The 22331-nt window shown below is 43.7% G+C and carries 20 protein-coding genes; 13 read left to right on the forward strand and 7 right to left on the reverse strand.

What is annotated here, in order from left to right; genetic code table 11:
• Window positions 1–282: 282 nt before the first annotated feature.
• Window positions 283–1467, reverse strand: a complete 1185-nt coding sequence (locus DC094_RS03745) for an MFS transporter (RefSeq protein WP_116685728.1) — start codon at window positions 1465–1467, stop codon at window positions 283–285.
• Between the two features lie 69 nt (window positions 1468–1536).
• On the opposite strand from DC094_RS03745, the gene DC094_RS03750 reads away from it, so the two are divergent.
• Window positions 1537–2400 (forward strand): AraC family transcriptional regulator, encoded by an 864-nt coding sequence (locus tag DC094_RS03750; RefSeq protein ID WP_241503955.1) that lies wholly within the window; start codon window positions 1537–1539, stop codon window positions 2398–2400.
• A gap of 139 nt (window positions 2401–2539) precedes the next feature.
• Here DC094_RS03750 and DC094_RS03755 read toward each other — a convergent pair whose 3' ends face one another.
• From DC094_RS03755 to DC094_RS03770, 4 genes are all read right to left on the reverse strand, one after another.
• Window positions 2540–3031, reverse strand: coding sequence for an RES family NAD+ phosphorylase (locus tag DC094_RS03755; protein WP_206605559.1), 492 nt, complete (start codon window positions 3029–3031; stop codon window positions 2540–2542).
• Window positions 3028–3474 carry an Xre family toxin-antitoxin system antitoxin gene (locus DC094_RS03760; protein WP_206605560.1) on the reverse strand — a complete coding sequence of 149 codons (447 nt, stop codon included), beginning with the start codon at window positions 3472–3474 and terminating at the stop codon, window positions 3028–3030. Before DC094_RS03760 ends, DC094_RS03755 begins: the two co-directional genes overlap by 4 nt.
• 210 nt (window positions 3475–3684) lie before the next feature.
• The gene (locus DC094_RS03765) at window positions 3685–4149 is read right to left on the reverse strand and encodes a nuclear transport factor 2 family protein (protein WP_116685729.1); all 465 of its coding nucleotides are present in this window, start codon (window positions 4147–4149) and stop codon (window positions 3685–3687) included.
• Between the two features lie 276 nt (window positions 4150–4425).
• Window positions 4426–4701 carry a hypothetical protein gene (locus DC094_RS03770; RefSeq protein WP_116685730.1) on the reverse strand — a complete coding sequence of 92 codons (276 nt, stop codon included), beginning with the start codon at window positions 4699–4701 and terminating at the stop codon, window positions 4426–4428.
• Window positions 4702–4720: 19 nt separating this feature from the next.
• Between DC094_RS03770 and DC094_RS03775 the strand changes: the two genes are divergently transcribed.
• Window positions 4721–5341 (forward strand): hypothetical protein, encoded by a 621-nt coding sequence (locus DC094_RS03775; protein WP_116685731.1) that lies wholly within the window; start codon window positions 4721–4723, stop codon window positions 5339–5341.
• Between the two features lie 75 nt (window positions 5342–5416).
• On the opposite strand, the gene DC094_RS03780 is transcribed toward DC094_RS03775, so the two are convergent.
• Complete coding sequence (locus DC094_RS03780; protein ID WP_241503956.1) at window positions 5417–7264, reverse strand: beta-ketoacyl synthase; 1848 nt, start codon at window positions 7262–7264, stop codon at window positions 5417–5419.
• Between the two features lie 267 nt (window positions 7265–7531).
• Between DC094_RS03780 and DC094_RS03785 the strand changes: the two genes are divergently transcribed.
• The gene (locus DC094_RS03785) at window positions 7532–8548 is read left to right on the forward strand and encodes a GlxA family transcriptional regulator (protein ID WP_116685732.1); all 1017 of its coding nucleotides are present in this window, start codon (window positions 7532–7534) and stop codon (window positions 8546–8548) included.
• Between the two features lie 194 nt (window positions 8549–8742).
• On the forward strand, window positions 8743–10074 hold the full coding sequence (locus DC094_RS03790) for a BPSS1780 family membrane protein (protein ID WP_116685733.1): 1332 nt from the start codon (window positions 8743–8745) through the stop codon (window positions 10072–10074).
• Window positions 10075–10148: 74 nt separating this feature from the next.
• Here the strand turns inward: DC094_RS03790 and DC094_RS03795 are convergent, their stop codons facing one another.
• Window positions 10149–11576 carry an aspartate kinase gene (locus tag DC094_RS03795; RefSeq protein WP_116685734.1) on the reverse strand — a complete coding sequence of 476 codons (1428 nt, stop codon included), beginning with the start codon at window positions 11574–11576 and terminating at the stop codon, window positions 10149–10151.
• Between the two features lie 157 nt (window positions 11577–11733).
• Here DC094_RS03795 and DC094_RS03800 point away from each other — a divergent pair, with 157 nt between their 5' ends.
• From DC094_RS03800 to DC094_RS03840, 9 genes are all read left to right on the forward strand, one after another.
• Window positions 11734–12483, forward strand: a complete 750-nt coding sequence (locus DC094_RS03800; RefSeq protein WP_116685735.1) for a hypothetical protein — start codon at window positions 11734–11736, stop codon at window positions 12481–12483.
• Window positions 12484–12553: 70 nt separating this feature from the next.
• Window positions 12554–13540, forward strand: a complete 987-nt coding sequence (locus DC094_RS03805; protein WP_116685736.1) for an ArsR/SmtB family transcription factor — start codon at window positions 12554–12556, stop codon at window positions 13538–13540.
• Complete coding sequence (metK, locus tag DC094_RS03810; RefSeq protein WP_116685737.1) at window positions 13537–14694, forward strand: methionine adenosyltransferase; 1158 nt, start codon at window positions 13537–13539, stop codon at window positions 14692–14694. Before DC094_RS03805 ends, metK begins: the two co-directional genes overlap by 4 nt.
• A 109-nt stretch (window positions 14695–14803) precedes the next feature.
• Window positions 14804–16207, forward strand: a complete 1404-nt coding sequence (ahcY, locus tag DC094_RS03815) for an adenosylhomocysteinase (RefSeq protein WP_439650629.1) — start codon at window positions 14804–14806, stop codon at window positions 16205–16207.
• Between the two features lie 126 nt (window positions 16208–16333).
• Window positions 16334–17188, forward strand: a complete 855-nt coding sequence (gene metF / locus DC094_RS03820; protein WP_116685739.1) for a methylenetetrahydrofolate reductase [NAD(P)H] — start codon at window positions 16334–16336, stop codon at window positions 17186–17188.
• Window positions 17189–17423: 235 nt separating this feature from the next.
• Window positions 17424–18062 carry an Sdh5/SDHAF2/SdhE family assembly factor gene (locus tag DC094_RS03825; protein WP_116685740.1) on the forward strand — a complete coding sequence of 213 codons (639 nt, stop codon included), beginning with the start codon at window positions 17424–17426 and terminating at the stop codon, window positions 18060–18062.
• A complete protein-coding gene (locus tag DC094_RS03830; protein WP_116685741.1) occupies window positions 18059–18808 on the forward strand; it encodes a DUF3307 domain-containing protein in 750 nt (249 codons plus the stop codon). The genes DC094_RS03825 and DC094_RS03830 overlap by 4 nt, the downstream gene beginning before the upstream one ends.
• Window positions 18809–18820: 12 nt before the next feature.
• Window positions 18821–19546, forward strand: coding sequence for a 16S rRNA (uracil(1498)-N(3))-methyltransferase (locus DC094_RS03835; RefSeq protein ID WP_116685742.1), 726 nt, complete (start codon window positions 18821–18823; stop codon window positions 19544–19546).
• A 153-nt stretch (window positions 19547–19699) separates the two neighbouring features.
• Window positions 19700–22324, forward strand: coding sequence for a parallel beta-helix domain-containing protein (locus DC094_RS03840; RefSeq protein ID WP_116685743.1), 2625 nt, complete (start codon window positions 19700–19702; stop codon window positions 22322–22324).
• Window positions 22325–22331 lie beyond the last annotated feature (7 nt).

Consider the following 22331-nt stretch of genomic DNA (forward strand, 5'->3'; position numbering starts at 1 on the left):
GGCGCTATTCTCCCCTACCCGACAGCAAGGGGCAAGCAACACAACCAACTGGAATTTAAGGAAGGTCAAAGCTATCGCAGATAAATAGCCGACAGCCCAAGTCTGGCGCATGTTTTACCGTTTGTTTTATGTTGTACAGTCGGAGTAATTGGAGATATTGCTAGGCAGCAAGCGCAACTTGCCAGATGCTTTAAAGCTGTCAATCCGTCATCATTGAGTCGGCAATACTGCTTAGGCGATCAATCAGCGAAAGCAGCATTCCAATTTTCATGTACAGCGGCGCTATATTTTCTCAAGCCTTGCCCACAGCACTTCATTGCCTTGCATCGGGTCTGTCGGCACCAATCGAGCCAACAGCAATGAAATAAACGCCAATACTGCCCCGGTCAAAAATACCAACGCCGGAGAACTCAGCCATAAGATGCCATACAGAACCGGCAAAATAACTGCGGCAATATGGTTAATCGAAAATGCAACGCCTGCGGTGGAAGCCAAATCTTTTGGGTCAGCAATTTTTTGAAAATAGGTTTTTTGGGCAATCGCCATCGAAAACAACAAGTGGTCAAGGATATACAAAACAACTGCAATCATCGGATCAGTCACCAACGCATAGGCAACGAAGATAATTATCAAGCCAATGTATTCTAAAGACAGCGTGGTGCGCTCGCCCCAGCGATCAATTAATTGACCAATCTTAGGTGCCAGAAACATATTAATTAAGCCGTTGGCTAGAAACATCACTGCAACTTCTGCCGCCGAGAAACCAAATTTTTCGACCATCAAAAAACTGGCAAACACCACAAATATTTGTCGCCGAGCACCGCCCATGAATGTCAGCAGGTAATACAACCAATAGCGCTTTCGCATCAGTAGTTTTTTATGCTGCTCAACTTTTGTTGGAAGCTGGGGGAACCTTAGCCAGCAATAAAGCGCAATCAGCATACTAATGCCACCACCTACTAAATAAAGCGTTGGCATACTGATGTTTAAAATATCTAGCGTGAACCAGACCAAGCCATAGGTGAATAAGCTGGCAAACGAGCCAATCGCCATCATCCGCCCTAGTTTATAGGCGGCATTCTTTTTCTCGAACCACTGTAATGACAACGACTGATTGAGCGTTTCAAAATAATGAAAACCGAGAGACATTAAAACCGTGGTGCAATACAAACCCACTTCACTAGGAAAATAACCGGTTAGCGCCGTTCCTAGACCCATCAATAAAATTGAGATTAACGCCAAGCGCTGCTCACCCATCGCGCTGAAAAAACTGAGCACCAAAATAACGGTAAAGGCCAAAAAGCCAGGAATTTCACGTAACGATTGTAAAATCCCAATTTCGCTACCACCAAAAGCCGCCTGCTCAATCGCAAAGTTATTCAACAGTGCCTGCCATACACCGAAGGAAATCGGCACAGCCGCTGCCAACAAATAAAGGAAAAGCTCAGGATTCTGATGTTTCTTCATGGCTCAAATCATAATGCAGAATAAGAAAGTCACTTTATAATCTCGTCTAATTGGCGTATATGCTTAGTAATGACAAAAAATACCGCAAAACAGACAAAAACCTGCCATTCCCGAGATCATTGGATCACCCTCAATGGCCAAGTGCTTCCACCGGCTGAAAAAGACAGCACCGGCAACCGCCATGTTAAAGCGATCCCGCGGCCAATGATTACTCGACAGGCAAACTATCCAACAGGCTGCGACATACCGATGCACAGCCATCGCTGGGGACAACTACTGTCGATCACCGAAGGATTAATTCACGTGGAGGTTAAGGGTGTTGGCCACTGGGTTGTACCACCGCATCGAGCAGTATGGATACCGGCTTTTATCGAACACGACTCGAAAGCGGTTAATTCGATCAGCATGCAAAATATTTACATAGAACCCAGTTTGCATCCTCATCTGCCCGATCAATGCCAAGTAATCGCTATAACACCATTATTACGCGAACTCATCTCAGCGGTTGTTCAGCTCGATACCTTATATGATGAACAAGGGTCAGACGGGCGCTTGGTACAAGTCATGCTTGACCAATTGCAAAGCATTCCACAACAACCATTACATCTACCTTTACCTAGCCATAAAGCGCTTTTAAAAATGGCCAATGCATTAATAAAATGCCCCCAAGACAATAAATCATTAGAAGAATGGGCGGCAAAACTCGCTTTTAGCGAACGCACACTCGCGCGCTATTTTAAAAAAGAAACCGGCATGACTTTTGGGCAGTGGCGGCAACAAGCCCGGCTATTAGCCGCCATCAGCTTTATTGCTGCGGGAAAATCGATCTCCTGCATCGCCCAGGACCTCGGCTACAACAACCAAAGCGCATTTATTGCAATGTTTAAAAAAGCACTGGGAAAAACACCGGCCAAGTATTTTGATGTGGAGTAATTATGAGGGTGTGAAGAGCGTGAAGGCTGTGAGAGTTTCGAGAGAAATTTATCAGTGACATCCGACAAACATCTGCTCGAAAAATCGAAATATAGTTTAAATAGACAATAAAGAACCTTAGAAACGTACAGTTAGCTAGCTATTTAAATATCCGTAGATCAAACCTAAAATCCAGTTTTTCAGCTTGTTCAAATGCTGCAATTGCTGCCGGATGATTGGGGTTAACCAGAAAGTTGCAGTCTCGCGGAGAGATAGTAGAAGCCACTTGAAGCGCAGCAAAGTCGGTATGTTCTTGTAAAAACTGGTCACCAATTTTCTGTGTCGACTCACCGGCCGGAATGGCGCGCCAGTTGGCTGGTAAATCTGCAACATCTAGCTGGGCAATTAAATCCTCAGCCAACTCAATTCGGTAAAGGTCATAAAGCTCAATCATTGCCGGGTCATTTTGCACATGAACAAACACTTCCAGACAACACAGCGATTCTGACTCAGCAAAATACAGCGCTTGCACACCTTTGGAATTCCAGCGACCACCAAAGGTTTTGGCACCGACCGAGTCAAATGGCGCATCGGCATACTGTTTTTTGGTCAGGCGATACATTCGGATTAAGCCTGAAGAATTTTGGATCAAGAGAAGACTCCGTGCTCCATTCTTCCGATCAGATCTTTAACCATTTCAAAATCGATCGTTGTCGCAATCATATCCAGCGGTCGTTTACCGGCCAGACCGTAAACACCTTCCCGCATCCAGAGCTGAGCCCGCGCTTCGCTTTCAAACAGCTCAGTCGCCAGCTTGAGCAGTGATGCCAACCGATACATCACATCACTTTCCTGAGCGCTGAACCGCTCCTGATTTTTCAGCCTTCTTTTAATGGTGCTCAATGGAATTCGAGTCACATGGTGGAATTCGTTTTGCGACAGCTTGATGCATTCGACAATCTTGCGATAAACAATCGGCTTAAAGCCCTGATGTACCGCTTCACTGGTGGCAGTCGCATCATCCTCGACGCCCATCCGAGTCCAAAAACCCTGACTATTATCTTGCTTGGGTCGAAAACGCTTCATGCTGCTCATGATTATCTCCCAGACCAATCTCTCAAACCCAACTCAGATACAACTCAGATACAACAAACATCTGAAGGCCAAATAGCCTAATCATATTAGACCATATGAGCTAAGCAGGGAAATCTAAACACTTAACCCGTTAGCAATCAATAATTTTACACAAACAAAAACGCCACCTTGCTTAGGTGGCGCTTTATCTCTAAACAAAAAAACTATTACTTACAAAGAGGAATAACCAACCAGTTTAGTAATCAGAATCTGTCCATTCTTTAATTCCATCGTTGCAGTCTCTTTAGTGGTTGTGTTCATTTCCATCCCCTGCACTGTCATGGATTCCTTTACATCAGCAGTAACAGTTGCCTTACCAGCATTGATCTTAATCTGCACATTAGAACGCGCATACTTATAATTTTTATACAGCGCCTGAGCTTGCTGGATCGTTGCAACATATTCTTGCTTATTCATTTCTATTGTTTGCTTCTGGCCTTGCATTTCAACATTAAGAGTTATGCTGACATCGTCGCTTAACACTTGCGCTATAGAGTTGGCATCCAGGCTAGCAACCGCCTGGTCCATGCCATCCATCATTTTATTAATGTCCACTTCGTTCAACTCAGCAGCGCTAACGCTAGAAACAACTGAAAACAACAAAATGAGAGATATCTTTTTTATTCTATTTAGCATAAAGGCTCCAATGCCGATTGATTACAACAATTTCAATATCAGTAAGAAAGAAGGAACTACTACAGCCCCAGATGAATACTAACAAAAATCACTACATAAATTACAAAAAAAGAGTGCCGAAAACCCGACATTCTTTTCAATTTTTCATTTGACGAACTGGTAACTGTTAATTACAAAAAATCTTTCGACTCGTGTTCAGATTGCAGATCAATCCAGTAATCACCAATAGTAATTTGCTGGCTGGATAATGATACTTGCTCATCGCTAATCACCCCTTCACCAAACTGGTAAATAGGCTCGATCGGCGCCCAGATATTGTTGCTGAACCTGCGTATTGGCCTGTTGCCAGTCGGCAAGCATCTGCTCACCATGACGCTTTTTCAGCATTTGTTTAGTTTTGCTTGGCGTCAAAACCAACGCTGTTGCGTTATTACCGCCAAAACCTTTAGCGTTTAGTAATGCCGCTTGAATATCATCTCGCTGCTGGTGCTTGCTGGAAATATTACAGATGCATAAAGCACATGAAAGAGTGGTCGGCCTATACTTGGTCAACCGACAGAGGATATATCGCTTGGATGCAGTTCACTTAAAACCCAAACAAAAACTTAAAGCGCCTGCAATAGCATTACCTGATAACTGTTGCTACTGGTTTTTCTTCGATCTAGATCAAACATTAATGTGCCAAGACACCCTGGAGAGTAAGAGAAAACTCAACTACATCCAAAAAGAACACCTGAGTGACAGCGGCATAACAAATTCTAAAGAAATTAAACTTCTGGCACTCTATGCCAATGAGCTTTCGCCAATTTTACAAAATCTGACCAAAAACCCGCTGACATCTTTAAATATAATTACCAAAGGCAGCTATGACTCAATATTCACCATATCTCCATTTATAGAGCTTTCTTTCCTTGGCGGCGACAACTTCAACGGAAGGTTAATCAACAGATCAGATTTCAAAGAGACTAAAGGCGATCACATCAAACGATTACTCACAGAAGAACTGAAAAGATGCCCGCCGCATCATGTCATCCTCATTGATAATTCTCTAATTCAACGAGAATCTGCAAAGTGGCATGGATTTAAAATAATCGACCCAACAACAAACACCTACATAGAAAACTTGAATAAATTAATCAAAACAATTGCTGATCCATCCGACACTTCAGGAAAATCGAAAACAAAGCGCTAGCAAGCAGAGCAAAAAAAAAGAGCGCCGAAAAACCCGACACTCTTTTTAAAAAATTTAGCCTTGCAGGATATTCGCCTACAAAAAATCTTCCAAGCCATGCTCAGACTGCAGGTCTACCGTATAGCTGCCAATGGTGATGTTCTGATCGGTCAAAGCCACTTGCTCATCGCTAATCACCCCTTCACCAAATTGGTAAATCGGTTTGATTTCAGCTTTCAATGCATCATCTAAATACTGCTGCTGCTTTTGCTGAATTTGCGCATTAGCCTGCTGCCAATCGGTCATAGCCTTTTCGCCATGGCGCTTTGTCAGCATTTGTTTGGTTTTAGTTGGCGACAAAACCAGCGCTGTTGCGTTATTACCGCCAAAACCTTTAGCGTTTAGTAATGCCGCTTGAATATCATCTCGCTGCTGGTGCTTGCTGGAAATGTGCAAATGCTCTGCAAAGACATCGTTAGCAATATGGTCGATGGTTTGAATGCCAGGAATAATACCCTGATGGAATACACCCAGTGCGGTGACTAACTGGTCACCCGCGGCGGCTGCAACTGAGTGGCCTACATAACTTTTCACTGCACATACCGGCCAATCATTAATACCAAACGCCGCTGCGGTGTCATTTAATATTTTTGATTCGGTCACTCGGTTTTGCGGCGTGCCTGTACCATGGGCCATGACCATGGAATGCTTTTGCAAACCTTCAGCACCTAATAGCTGTTTTGCTAATGCAGTTGCCTTGGCAAAACTTAACCAGTTACCGGCACCTGGGCTGGAAATCGACTTTTTATAACCATCGGCATGAACAAATACATCCGGCACGGCACCTAAAATATCGGCACCGGTTTGCAATGCCAGGCTGTCATCCATCAGTACGATAAACTGGGCCGATTCTGCTAAAACAAAACCGCAGTTATCTGAAAATGGTCGACAAGCTCGGCGATGATCGGGTGCTTGGTCATCTGCTAAACCATCGAGTTGTCGCATTGCTTTATCATTGGCTAATGCGCCCATGGTTGCATAACCTTCAATCACTTCAGCAACCACTGGCGCTTCAGCAGCACCGACAATTGCAATGCGAGCACGGCCAGCACGAATATCATTTACTGCTTGACGCAAGTTATATAAAAAGCTGGCACAAGCACCTAAGTTGGTGCCAGTAGCGCCGAGTCCGCCTAATAAATAAGCATTAATAAAATCCGCAGGCATTTCTGCCAGGCCTAAAGGCAATTGCTTAGAGGTCGCTCGCTTACCTTTAAAGCGCGCCGTCATCAAACCGCCATAGCCATTTTGGTCAAGCTGGGCCATTGCTGAGCCGGCATATACTGCCCATTTATCGGCAGGCACCAGGTTTTTCAGTTCAGACCAATCAAGACCGGAAGCATGCATGGCATCCGATGCACCATAAACCGTCATCGCCAATCCGCGAGGATGATTACGCGAAGGATAAAGTTTTTCTGGAGCAAATCCTTCTGGCAAACGACCCGCCGCAGTGACTGGGCCAGCGACCTGCTCGGCAACAAACAGTTCTTGTTTGTCTGAGAAGGTGATTTTGACTCGTTTTTCATCGACTTCTTCAACTTTCCAGATTGACGGAATTTCTGCCGGCAAATCTTTCTTGCGCATAATCAGCTGGCTATCGCCCTTGGCTTTAAACTTGCGATGAATTGTTTGTGCCAAGGGGTTAAAAGGCTGATCACTAATTTGACGGACCAGAGTTGCATCTAATAAGGCATCTTCATTTTCCACTGCAATACCCGTTAACACCGATAGCGACTGCAATGTTTGCTGCTTTAACTGATCAGGAAGCGCCTGGAACACCATTCGACGATAAGCATTAAAACCAGAACTACGACCTGCAGGGCCGATACCACCCTGGGCAACAATCAGCGGCAAACATGGCTTGGAAAGATGACCTTGAGACAAGAGATAACTCCATCAATTAGTTTTGATGGCTGAATTCTAGTGATAGTCGACTTTTCCGGATAAAATAAAAGAGACACAACATAAGACTTATTGGACAGTACCTCTGGAAAACCTGTCATCATGTAATAAATCGGAGCAATTCGGCGACAGCTGGTCAGTACCTTGCACAGTAACGAACCACTAGTGCCGAGCACGGCAGTTAAATATGATTGCGCGAATGCTTAAAATTTTATTATGCCACGCCAATATTAAAAGGTTTAAAGCACCATGAACCGCAAAAGCAGCAAGCAGCACTATCAAGTCACCTTGATTGCGTTGGATAAAATGCTCACCACCAGCCTGACATTGCCGATGGAAATGCTCAATGCTGCTCGGGCGATCATGCAAACCGAGCACGGGCGAGCACCGAGGATTAGCCTGACCGTGGCAGGCACTAATGACACCAACAACAAACCGGTTATCGCCAGCGGTGGTATTAAACTGCTGCCAGATTGCCACTACAGCCAGGTCGAGCAGGCAGATTTAATTATTGTCCCAGCGATGTGGCGTAACCCTCAGCCCATCTTGCAACTCTATTCCGAACTGATCATCTGGCTAAAACAAATGCATCTGCAAGGTAGCATGCTCGGCGCAGCGGGTACTGGCAGTTATTTATTGGCTGGCACTGGGCTACTTGATGGAAAACCGTCGACTACTCACTGGTATTATTTTGATCGCTTTCAAAAACTATTCCCGACTACCGATGTTAAAAGAGATCATCTAATCACCCATGCCGATGGTATTTTTTGCACCGGTAGCGTCAATTCAATTGCTGATTTAACCATTAACCTAATTGAACAATGGTTTGGTGAAGCGACCGCCGCCAGAGTGCGCCAACAATTTTCACCAGAAATTCGCCGCAGTACTTTTGACAGTGTCTTTGAAACAGAATTTTCCAGCTCACACCGCGATGAACTCGTTATCGCCAGCCAACAACTATTAAAAGCCAGTTTGAATCAACCGATCGATTTGTCACAAATTGCAAAAGAACAACAAGTCAGCCAACGCACTTTAAACCGACGTTTTCAGCAAGCTTTAGGAATGACGCCGCTTGAATATTTAACTCGTCTACGGCTAGAACAGGCCTGTGAACTACTGCGTGAAACCAATCTCGGCGTCGCCGAAGTCGCCGAGCAATCCGGTTTTAGCGGTGCAAGTTATCTGGCAAAGATTTTTCGTAAACACTTTCAAATCACCCCGGGAGAATACCGCACCAGTGTTAGAGGCAAACTGTTTACTTTGTAAGTCCTGGCACCTCTAAGATGCAAATTTTAGCTGTAAACAGAAATATATTTAGGCTCGATAACTTCACATTCTGTTAATAATTTGAAATTTCACTTGTGATTCTGCGGAGATATCAGAACAATAACCCGCATCAAATCGCTCCCCAGCTTAAAAGCTAACAATAATTGAATGGGGGCTCCCCTGGGAGAACATTAATGAGCCATCAAATCGAATTCACCGGCAAAGTTCGTGAAGGATTCAATCGAGATGAAGTGAAGCAGCACTTTGCCTCTTTAAATGAAGGTGCCAGTAATGAAATGGTCAGCCAGCTATTTTCATCTACTAATAGCATTGTGATCAAAAAAGAATTAGAGCTGAAACAAGCCGAAGTACTAATCAAAAAATTGGCAAATATCGGAATGGAATGTCGTATTTCTAGCCTCGGTAAAGCCAACTTTGGTGCCAGAGACACTGCAGCTGTCCAGAAAAAACAGCCAATGTCATTTGACCCCATTCATAACAATGGTCCGGTTGATCCAACTCGAATTGCATCCAGCCAAGCCAAACAGCAACCAACCCAGCAAGCTGCTGAGCAAAAACAGCCGTTCGGTGGTTTATCCCTCGAAGCCAAACACGAGCCAGAAATTCAGCCCCAAGCTGAAGCACCTAATATGCACTCAGCGGCATTTAATGCCCAGGGGACGAACAACGTTTCAGGACAAAACTTTTCCCAGAACAATTCACAACACCATTCACAACACAATCCTTACCAAAGCCCATCGGCACCCTTGCAAGGTTTTGCTGATGACGAAGAAAACCTCTACCCACCAAGAAATGCGGGGTTTGCCAGTGGCGTACGCTGGATCGCACAAGGTTTTGGTATGTTTTTTCAAAAACCACTGGGATGGATTGGCTGCTTTTTAATCTATGGCATTATCTCTGTAATTTTGGCAGTTATCCCCGTTGTTAATTTTTTTGCAGCCTTCTTCCATGTCATTTTCATGGCAGGTTTTTATGCCGTAGCACATCAGCAAAAAACAGAAAACACGCTCTCCATTGGTGAATTATTCAGTGGTTTCAGTAAAACCGGCTCGTTAGTATTTTCAATGGTTATTCAATCTGTTGGATTTATCGTCGTTTTAGCGATTGCTTATGGCATGGCTGACTTCGGTGCCTTGGCAACTTATGCCGCAGATTCCGGTATGGATATACAAAACCTATCAACCGCAGATTTAATCGGGTTGCTCTGGTTATTTATTACTCCAATATTGGTGTTAAGCCTATTAATCATCCCGATCATGATGGCTGGTTTTTATGCGCCTGCATTAATTATGTTACAAGATCTTTCGGCACCAGAAGCACTAAAACAAAGCTTCTTTGGTTGTTTGAAAAATGTTCATTCGCTAACTCTTTACAGCATTATTGCATTGATTCTGCTAATTATTGGTGGATCGCTACTTGGGCTGGGTTTATTTGTTGCGGTACCAGTAATGCTTGCGGCAAGTTATATGTCTTACAGGGATATATTCCTTCACGATAACGAATAACTTAAATCCCAAACAAAAAAACGCAGTGCATTAATAATGCACTGCGTTTTTTATTGTTCACTGAATCAGGAGTATTAAGCCACTCGAATCGCATATTGGTGATTATGCCGCTCGATTAGACACTTATGCATACTTTTTACTGCTGTATGATAATCCGCCTCATCTAACACAAACTGCATATCGACCTGACGCATACACTGATGCATTGCCAACACACTAATGCCCGCTTCGGCCAGCGCCGATGTGGTTTCAGCCAGAATGCCTGGCACTTTCATACTGGAGCCAATCGCAGAAACCAGCGCCACTTTTTGGGTCGACACTTCGGCATCTGGGAAGGCTTGCTCCAACTGCTCAACCACTCGACGCACTCTTTTAATACCGGTGCTGATATAGTGAGTAATCGTATTGGCATTCAAATCTTTGGTGATCACTTCTACACCCTGCTGATGCAATAGCTCAACAATGGTGCGGTCGTAGCATTCAATCTCACCCGACATTTCTTGGTCAAATACTTCAATTGCCACCACATGACGGCGACCGGCAATAATCTCAACGCAATGCTCATCGCTGCAATAATCAGAGGTAATTAAAGTACCGCTGTGCGCCGGATCAAAAGTATTTTTAATTCGCAGTGCAATGCCCGCTTTGCGCAATCCTTTAGCAGCCTTGGGATGAATCGCTTCCATTCCCAAATTAGCGAGCTGGTCGGCAACATCGTAATTCGTCCGACCAATCGGCACCACTTTACCTTCACCAACTACTCGAGGATCAGCACTGCTTAAATGGAATTCTTTATGAATCACTGCTTCCGTCGCTTCGGTAATTACCGCAATCCGGCTAAAGGTCATTTCACTGTAACCACGGTCAAAAGTGGTCATCAAACCTTCAACGCAGTTGGCGTAACCCGTAACAATCGGCAGGCAAGTTTGCAAATCAATCTCAGCAAAAGCCTTGGCAATGGCTTCATCTAACGAGAGGTTGCTATTACCGCGCCAGCCTGATAAATCGACAAACTTGGCATTAATACCTTCCTGCTGCAGCAAGAAAGCAAGGTTATGCGCACTATGTGCTTCACCTATGGATGCCAGCATCTCACGCACTTTCATTAACTGGTCAGACAGCTGGAAATGACCGAAAGCACAGACTTTTCTCAGGTCTGTTAAACAATCTTCAACACTACCCAACCGGTCAGAAATAAACTGGTCAGCCTGTTGTTTTAAAGCAGGATCTTCAAACAGTCCGGCGTTAATCTCTAGCATTCTGGCACGAACATCATCCATTGCCTGACGCCAAGCCTGACCATCTTCAGCATGGGCAAACAAGCCATAAATGCCTGAATCACCGGTCTTCTTGTGTTCCAAAAGTAAATCTGTCACTCCACCATAAGCAGAAACAACAAAGATTCGATTATAAGGCTGCTCTGGGTAACAAATAATATTGTCCCGAACCGCCTCATAATTACTCATTGAAGTTCCACCAATCTTTTCAACTGTATGCTGCATGCGGCCTCACTACGGACAAATCTTAGAATTGAGCAGGATATTGTTTTTATAAAATGGTCTTGATTTTTAAATATCTAGCCTAGAATTTCAATAGCTAATTTGTATGCTTTCAGCAGAAACCGATTACTCTCATTGATAGCTTATACGGAGCGCAAGGATGCCATTTTTTGGAGAACTGATGTATGCCGAGATGGCTCTTGACTATGTAAGAAGCAAATTGAAGCTGCTTAGAGGGGATAGTCGTCCAGATGTAGACAAATTGATCCGAAGGTTGGGCTATCAAGAAGAAATTAAATTTTTCAATAATCATCCCATTCTTCCCAGACGCTTCTTAGAAGACTGGAACGACTCCAACTACCGAATGAACCTACTTCGGAAAGCGGCCTACAATTTTGCAACCCAAAAAGCTCCACCCGCTGAGTTATTTCTCAGCTATCAATACGGATTTCTAGGGAAAAAACGACACGAACATGGCACTTTTGATATCTCAGCCAACTGCCAAGATCAGGTGGCTGCCGCTTATTATTATTTAATCTCCCGAGCCTTTGCCTGTCACTGCGCTTCTAATCGGCCACTCACTTGGCGATTAGAGCTTCACCCTCTCCAAGGTTGTGATATCAACGATTACAGTACTTCACTGTTCATCACGAGCCGAGATACCCTGGGAAAAACAATAAAAAACCATACAATTAATGACATCGATTCCCTTGCAACACCTGAAGAAAATTGCCCTTTAAACAATTTGAAAGGAGTAATTTGTGACCCTTACCTTGAAGTCACCTGGTTAATTGACTGTCAGCTTAGCTTGCTCACTTATCTCAAATTTGTGAGAAGTAATTATTACCCCGCCGGTTCAAAAAATTACTCCATCTCTTTCCACCACCTCAGCAACCAACTCCTGGATTGACACAACCCAATATCAAAAAATATTGATATTGGGTTGTGCAAGCTAAATCAGCCAGCTAGACTTGCGCCCTATGAATACTCCTGAAATTACCACCGACGCTCTGGCAGTCATGCTTAAAGCAGCTGGCGACAGTTTGCGTTTGGGCATATTGCGAGCACTTAAAGACAACTCCTTTGGTGTGCTTGAACTGTGCCAGATTTTTGCTGGCAAGCAGTCGGGAGTGAGCCATCACTTAAAAGTCTTGAGCAAGGCTGGGCTGGTTGCTCAACGCCGGGAAGGCAATGCGATATTTTATCGCCGTGCTTTGGTTGCAGATCAGCAGGCCGATGCAGATTTATTGGTGTCGTTATACGCCACTATTGATCAACTACCACTGACTGGCGATGTTCAAGACAGATTAAACCTAGTGCTCAGTGAACGTGCAGAGCACGCCCGGGAATTCTTTGCTAATCATGCTAAGGAATTTCCCGACCACCAGGATTTAATTGCTCACTATCCACAATATGGCGAAGCAATTGGCGATTTACTGGAAAGCATCCACTTTCCACAATTGGCTCAGGCAGTTGAAATTGGCCCGGGACAAGGAGAGTTTCTGGCGCGATTGGCACCGAGGTTTGAGAAAATCTATGCGGTGGATATTTCGTCCGAAATGCTTGAACAGTCGCGGCAATTTGCTTTGGATAATGGCTACTCACATATCGAGTTTATCCATGGCGATATTAATACCGTACTGGAAAAAGACCTCAAGTGTGACTGTTTGGTACTGAATATGGTGTTACACCATGTGCCAACACCGGCGCAGCTATTTAAAACTGCGGCAAAACTGATTAATCCTGGCGGCGCATTATTGATTACCGATTTGTGCCGCCACAACCAAAGTTGGGCTAGAGATAACTGCGGTGATTTCTGGCTCGGATTTGATACTGAAGAGCTGACCGCCTGGGCGCAATCTGCCGGATTAGAAGACGGCGATCGCCTGTATTTGGGACTGAAAAATGGCTTCCAAATTCAGCTGCGGCGATTTGACCAACCTGTTATTGGAATTGTAAAAAAATGAGTGAATACAGCCTTTTTACCTCTGAATCTGTATCCGAAGGCCATCCTGACAAAATGGCTGACCAGATTTCTGATGCCATCCTTGATGCGATGTTGGAACAGGACCCGCATGCTCGGGTAGCTGTTGAAACCATGGTTAAAACCGGTATGGCAATTGTTGCCGGTGAAGTACGCACTAGCTGCTACGTTGACCTAGAAGGTCTGGTTCGCCAGGTAATTAACGACATCGGCTACACCAGTAGCGATGTTGGTTTCGACGGTAATTCTTGCGCAGTCATTAATGCCATCGGCAAGCAGTCTGGCGATATCGCCATGGGCGTTGACGAAGGCGAAACTAAAGATCTTGGCGCAGGTGACCAAGGCTTAATGTTTGGTTATGCCACCGATGAAACGCCATCACTGATGCCCGCCCCAATTTACTACAGCCATTTGCTGGTAAAACGTCAGGCAGAATTACGCAAAAATGGCACCCTGCCATGGTTGCGCCCTGATGCAAAATCACAGCTGACTTTGCGTTATGACGAAAACGGTAAGCCAGTGGCTGTTGATGCGGTTGTTTTATCGACTCAGCACAATCCAGATATCAATTTAGAAGATCTGCGTGAAGCAGTTAAGCGCGACATTATTTTACCGGTACTGCCGAAGGAATGGATTCATGCTGACACCAAGTTCCACATCAACCCAACCGGTAATTTCGTTATTGGTGGTCCAGTGGGCGATTGCGGCTTAACTGGCCGTAAAATCATCGTCGATACTTATGGCGGAATGGCACGTCACGGTGGCGGTGCATTCTCTGGTAAAGATCCATCAAAAGTTGACCGTTCAGCTGCCTATGCTGGCCGTTATGTTGCAAAAAACATTGTTGCAGCAGGTTTAGCGTCGCGTTGTGAAATTCAGATTTCCTACGCAATTGGTGTATCAGAACCGACTTCAATTTCTTTGAATACTTTCGGTACTGGCAAGATTTCTGATACAGCAATCATCGAGTTAGTTCGCCAGCACTTTGACTTGACGCCAGGCGGTATTATCGAAATGCTCGATCTGCGTCGTCCGATTTATCGCGCTACTGCGGCCTATGGCCACTTTGGTCGTGAAGACGAAGCATTCACTTGGGAAAAAACAGACAAGGCCGAAGTTTTGAAGGCAGCCTTATAAGCAAGGATCGGTTAACACCCGAAGAGCTTCGGCTCTAAAGCAGTTCATGTGTTAGCGGTCCTGTTATTCGGCAAGTGATTTCACTTGCCGAATTTAACCAGCGGACAGGATGACAATAATGAACAACGAACTGAAAGCTACAGTACCCTTGAACGACTACAAAATTGCCGATATTTCTCTAGCCAATTGGGGCCGTGAAGAAATGGCAATTGCCGAAACTGAAATGCCCGCGTTAATGGCAATTCGGCAAAAATATCGATCCAGCCAACCGCTTGCCGGTGCTCAAATTCTCGGCTGTATCCATATGACCATTCAAACTGCGGTACTGATCGAGACTCTGATTGAACTCGGAGCTGAAGTTCGATGGTCATCTTGTAATATTTTCTCTACCCAAGATCATGCAGCTGCTGCGATTGCCGTTGCGGGTATTCCGGTATTTGCCTGGAAAGGTGAAACTGAAGCCGAATATGAATGGTGCTTGGAACAATCTATCGGTATCGGCGTTGCAGGTTGGAAACCCAATATGGTGTTGGATGACGGCGGTGATTTAACCCTGCTATTGCATGAAAAGTATCCACAACTGCTGGATCATATTCATGGCATTACCGAAGAAACAACTACCGGCGTGCATCGTTTATTGGAAATGCTGGAAAAAGACCAACTCAAGGTTCCGGCAATTAATGTAAACGACTCTGTCACCAAATCAAAAAATGATAATAAATATGGTTGTCGGCATAGCTTAAATGACGCGATTAAAAGAGCGACGGATCATTTGTTGGCTGGAAAAAAAGCGTTAGTCGTTGGTTATGGTGATGTTGGTAAAGGCTCTGCAGCCTCACTTCGACAAGAAGGGATGATTGTTAAAATCACCGAAGTTGACCCAATCTGTGCCATGCAAGCCTGCATGGATGGCTTTGAAGTAGTGTCTGCTTACCAAAATGGTGTTAACGATGGCCTAGCAGAAAACCTGAATCGGACATTATTAGACAATGTCGATTTGCTGGTCACCACTACCGGAAATTTCCATGTATGCGACCCACAAATGTTGGCAGCATTAAAAAATGGTGCCGTAGTGTGTAATATTGGACACTTCGATACCGAGATTGACACCCAGTTTATGCGCGACAAGTGGCGCTGGCAGGAAATAAAACCCCAAGTGCATAAAATATATCGATCAGAAACAAAAGATGATTTTTTATTACTACTTTCTGAAGGTCGATTAGTCAATTTGGGCAATGCCACTGGCCACCCCAGTCGAATTATGGATGGTTCATTTGCTAATCAGGTTTTGGCGCAAATATATCTGTTCCAGCGCAAGTTTGGCGAGTTGCCGCCGGAGCAGAAAAAAGAACACCTCTGGCTTAAGGTTTTGCCTAAACAGCTAGATGAGGAAGTCGCTCGTTATATGGTACAAGGTTTTGGTGGTGTACTTACCCAACTAACCAAAGCACAAGCTGAATACATCGGTGTTGATGTTAACGGGCCATATAAACCAGAAAATTATAAATACTAGTTTCATATATTGATTGTGGTTCGTGGGATATTCATCTTGAATGCCCCACGAACCAAAGCAATCAATAATTCTTTCTAAAAAGGGCAAGCCGACTGATGTTGCTGCTTTGCTGGAGTCGGAAATAGCATGAGATCACAATTAAAATATCGCGTTGATTACAGCTTTGAGTTTTTCCCACCTAAAACTGACAAAGGTGCCGAAAATATCAAAGTCGCAGCACAACAACTGGCTGCGTTAAATCCTAAATTTTTCTCTTGCACCTTTGGTGCCGGCGGATCAACCCAGGAAAAAACTGGTGAAACGGTTTCGATGATTAAAGAAGTCACCGGAATTGCAACTGCACCACATTTATCTTGCATCGGCTCGAAAAAAGATAATATTCGCCAGATGCTTTTAGATTATAAAGCTCAGGGCATTGACCGGATTGTTGCATTACGCGGTGATATGCCTTCAGGCATGGGTAGCCCGGGCGAACTCCGCTTTGCCAATGAATTGGTGGAATTTATTCGTGAAGTTACCGGTGATCATTTCCATATCGAAGTAGCGGCTTACCCTGAATTTCATCCGCAATCATTTAATGCCGATGATGATTTAAAAAACTTTAAACGCAAAGTCGAAGCTGGTGCCAACTCAGCGATTACCCAGTATTTTTTCAACCCAGATTCTTATTTCCGGTATGTGGATAGCTTGGAAAAAATTGGTGTCGATATTCCGGTAGTGCCTGGCATTATGCCGATTACCAATTACGCTCAACTGGCACGTTTTTCACACATGTGTGGTGCAGAAATCCCACGCTGGTTGCGCAAACGCCTAGAAGGCTTTTATGACGACCGAGAAGCGATTGCCGATTACGGCATTGATGTCATCAGCGAGCTATGTCGATCACTGTTGGAAGGCGGCGCACCGGGCTTGCACTTCTACACATTGAATCGTTCAGATACTTCGATCAAGATTTTTAAAAATCTTGGGCTGACCGATTAAATCCTGATTTAGAGCCTTATTTAAGGCTCTTCTTCTAATGACAGATAAAACAACGAAAATAATATTCATGGCATTAAAATGTAAGTCTGACACTGAAGGCAACTAGAATAAGCCACACCACCAAAAGCAACCTAATTGAGTTACATATTTAAAAGTAACTTATTTGAGTTACATATTGAAAAGCAACCTATATGAGTTACAATAGGTCAAGCGTCAGCTTCGAAGTAACAATACGATGGATATTAAAGACAACTCAGCTGTGATAGCCGTAATAACCGGTGACTTGATAGCTTCACAAAATCTAGATGAGCAGCATTTTCAACAAGCACTCACAGTTTTGAGCACGCTGTTTACTGAAATGAACTACGAGTTCGATCTTTACCGAGGAGACTCCTTTCAGGTAATAGTACCTCCAAAGAAAGTGATCGAACTGGCGATATTAGCTAGGTTGTCTTTAAAAGCCATAGGCGACAAACAGCAAGAAACAGACGCTAGAATTAGTATTGGCATAGGTCATATCCTCAGAAATGAGACGATAAGAACTTCCAATGGTTCTGCATTTATCCGATCAGGCATTGGCCTCGATAAAATAAAACACAGAAAAATAGTTTTGATCTCAGCATCTCCTAATAAACAGATCGAACTTGATCTATTGCTTGAATATGTCGACAAGCACATATCAGAATTAACAAAAGAACAAGCCAGAGTGCTATTAGCTTATCTAGCCCAACCTGATATCTCGCATGAAGAGATTGGAAGAAAAGTTGGTAAATCTAGAGCGAACACAACCAAAATTCTCAATAAAGCAAATTACCATCTACTAGAAAAATTCTTAACAGCACAACCCCACTTGATTGAGAATCTTAAAAAATGATTGAAATCCCACTTATTACTTCACTATGTGCTGTACATTTCTTATGCGACTTTTATCTTCAACCTGAATCCTGGGTCGAAGATAAAAATTCAAAAAAAATAGCTTCTGCCAAATTATATTTACATTCATTCATACAAGCTTTCTTCGCAGCTTTGATTTGTTTGTCATATTCAAAACCATTCCTGATTGTAGCTTTAGTAATATTTTTATCCCATGCGGCCATCGATCTAATCAAAACTCTTTTACCTAAATCGTTACTATTTTTCGTAATAGACCAAATTGCACATCTTGCTATACTTTTTACTATTTGGCTGGCTTTGACAGATCAATTCCATCTAATCTCTGATATTAGTCAGGAGACTCTTTATCCTCTGACGATCTACATGCTTACTTTTGGCTTATCCTTAAAGCCTGCATCTATCGTGATATCTCTATTCCTTTCACCCTACACACATACCGCTACAGAAGAACAAAGTTCTCAAGGAATACGCGAAGCAGGGAAAATGATTGGATATATAGAACGATCATTAATTATAATTTTTATACTAGCAGGCAGCATTGCCTCTATAGGATTTCTGATAGCAGCTAAATCAATCTTCAGATTTGGAGATTTAACTCAGAATAATGAAGTAAGAAAAACTGAGTATGTACTTTTAGGAACACTGAGCAGCGTCATAATTTCCATAGTACTCGGTTATGTAGCAAAATATTTACTATCGATACCATCTCCTTACATTCTATTTTAACTGAAGTATCTTATGAGAATCAGCCGTTTTTATACCCCACAAGCACTAACCTTGAATGCTGAAATCCAGCTGGATGAAGCACCTAGCCGCCACATATTAAAAGTACTGCGTTTAAGAGCAGGTGCCGAGGTGATCCTATTCAATGGTCAAGGTGGTGAGTTCCGTGCCGAGCTAACCAACGACCAAAGCAAAAAAGCTTCGCTGAAACTGGTTGAGTGGTTAGACCGAGAAGTCGAATCACCGTTGAAGATTCATCTGGCTCAAGTCATTTCCAAAGGCGACCGGATGGATTTCACGATTCAGAAGGCGGTAGAGCTTGGTGTTAACGAAATCACTCCACTGTTTTCTGAACGCTGCGACGTGAAACTAAAAGGCCCGCGACTGGAAAAGAAAATGGAACATTGGCGCGGCATTATTACCAGCGCCTGCGAGCAGTCCGGGCGCAATACGCCTCCCACTTTATTACCGGCAATGACTTTACAACAATGGCTCGAACAACGCCCTCAAGGTACTGGCTTGATTCTTGACCCGCACCGCGGCCAATCAATTAAAACTCTGGAGCCGTGCGATCAGGTTTCATTGCTAGTTGGCCCTGAAGGTGGATTAACTGATCAGGAAGTTGACCAAGCAAGAGAAAAAAGCATGCAAGGCATAACGCTGGGCCCTCGAATTCTACGGACAGAAACGGCCGCCTTAAGCGTAATCTCTGTTTTACAAAGCTGCTTTGGTGATTTTTAACCCCTATTGCTATCTAGCTGCTTCAGCAAGTAACCATTAAATGCTGAAGCGGCATTTTAGTTAGCGATTCATCCGTTACAGCTAATTAAAAAAAATCCTTTTAGGTGTTTTCTACTACTGCAAAGAAAACAATTAACTCTACAAGGATGTATTATGCCGTTTTCGATCAAACACTTTTCAGTAAGCGCAGTAGCCTTAGCTACAAGCTTACTAATAGGTTGTGGAAGCTCTGGCTCTAGCGCTGAAAAAGATGTCACGCCTCCCGACGACCAAACCACCATTCAAAATATAATTTACCTCCAAGCCGGCCCAAATCTTACTGAAGATGCTAAAACGGCTTTAATCAGTGCGACAGACAACACCCGCATTGTTTTTCCAGCAGGCCATCATAAAATATCTGACACCTTAACTTTTGACGGTGATTCTGATGGTGATGGCATACAAGTTAAAAACATTACTATTGCCGGTGCTGGTATGAATAAAACCAGCTTAGACTTTTCTGAATCTGTAGGATCAGATGGTTTGCTGGTTCAAAATGCAACCAATATTACGATTGAAGATATTGGCTTTGAAGAAGCAGCAAATAATGCGGTCAAGTTACGTTCAACTAAAGGCATTATTATTCGCCGAGCTCGAGCTGAATGGAAAGGTGAACTAACAAAAGACAATGGCGCTTATGGCTTTTATCCAGTTGAGTCTGAAGATATTCTGATTGAAGATACATACACTCGCGGATCTGCAGATGCCGGTGTATATATTGGTCAATCAAGAAACACCGTTGTTCGTCGAAATGTTGTTCAAGAAAATGTTGCGGGTATCGAAATTGAAAACACCGCCAACGCCGATGTTTATGACAACATAGTGACCGGAAATACCGGAGGAGTACTGGTTTTTGATTTACCAATTGGTAATGAGCAGTATGGAGGGAAAACCCGGATTTTTAACAACCGAATATATAATAACAATACCGATAATTTTGCTAACGTCAGCGACTATCCTGCCGGAGTACACATCGTTCCTCCTGGGACAGGCGTTATTGTATTATCTGCTAAAAATGTAGAAATATTTGATAACTACATAAATGGTCACGACTCCACTTCAATTGCGATTACTGATTTTCAAATCGCAGCATCCCGTGAAGAAATGCAAAGCTATGTCGACAACGGGGTTATTGCATCTGGCTTTGGACCAACGCCTCGAAAAGTATATATTCACGATAATTTAATTACCGATTCGGGTAAAAATCCACGAGGTGATTTAATTGTCACACCTAAAGCAGTCTTCAATTTAATTGGCGTTACTGATTTTCCGCCAATTTTATATGACGGACTCGGTGAAATGCTAGCAAACCAAGGTCGCTCTGAACAATTTGGAGAGCCACCTTTTGCAATTGATGGTTCAGATAATGTTTGTGCAACTCGAAACAACAACCTTGAAGGTGAGCCAGTAATAAATGGGCGTTTATATGACCCACAAAGCAAAAGCTACATCTTAGTCGATGGCCAGGTACTGCCCAGCCCAAGTACTAACACAGACTTACTTTCATGTGAATTACCATCAATTGAACCAACCATTATTACAATCAATGGTGTGGCTTATGGCTGTGGCGCTGATGATGTTGACTCAGTCATGTGCCCTGCAGTTGATACCACACCTCCTGACGATACCACTAATCCTGATCAACCAGACGAACCTCAAGACCAAGCAAGCTGTCAGCTGAGCGGCGAAGGCGTTAACTGGCAAGCATTAGCAAAGTCTGATTGCCCGGATTTGTCTGACTATCGATTGTTCGAAAATAGCGCCAACCCTACCGAAAATGCAAACGGTGGCGAACCTTTTGAACTGGCCATTCCGTTGTTTACCGATTACGCGACTAAATACCGTTTTCTGTTTATGCCTTCTGGAGAGCAGGCCACTTTCCAGCCAGATGAAACCTTCGACTTTCCTGTTGGCAGCGTACTTGTAAAAACTTTTTCGCTGCCTGCAGATACAAGTCAGCGGGGCTTCGAGCATGAGCAATTAATTGAAACGCGCCTATTAATTCACCGTGAATCTGGTTGGACGGCTTTACCTTATCTATGGAATGAAGGCGGCGGTAGCGCCAAGCTCGCTGTAGCGGGTAAATCTTTAGCGAAATCAGTTGTTCATAAAGGAGAGACATTTGACTTTACTTATGTCGTTCCGGATAAAAACCAATGTAAAGCATGCCATCAGTTAATACCGCAAGAAGGTCGTAGTAAGTTTTCCCCGATTGGCCCTAAAGCACGAAACCTAAATTTTGACATTACAATTAACGGGCAAACTAAAAACCAATTAATTCATTGGAAAGATAATAATCTTTTACAAGGATTGCCTGACATAGCAAGCATTACACAGCTGCCGAAATTTAATGATGACATAACAAATTCAGAGATAATTAATATGGAAACAGATCAGCTGACCGCTATGGCAAAAGGCTATCTGGACATCAACTGCGCGCATTGCCACAGAAGTGAAGGCGACGCAGGAAATACACCTCTCAAGCTGCCTTACTGGTTAAGTTATGATGATAATAAATCAAAGCATGGTGTCTGCACCAAACCAGTGACATACGGCGGCGGGGCGCTTAGCTTTTTAACTATTCCAGGCGACGCTGAAAATTCAATTGTACATTTCAGAATGGTCGCTACCTCTCCAAAGGATCGAATGCCAAAACTGGGTCGGAGCCTTGCACACACCGAAGGCGTTCAATTAATTGAAAACTGGATTAATCGACTGCCAGAAGTAAACTGCCAATAGATAGATA

Source organism: Pelagibaculum spongiae, assembly GCF_003097315.1.
Classification (GTDB): Bacteria; Pseudomonadota; Gammaproteobacteria; order Enterobacterales; family Pelagibaculaceae; genus Pelagibaculum; species Pelagibaculum spongiae.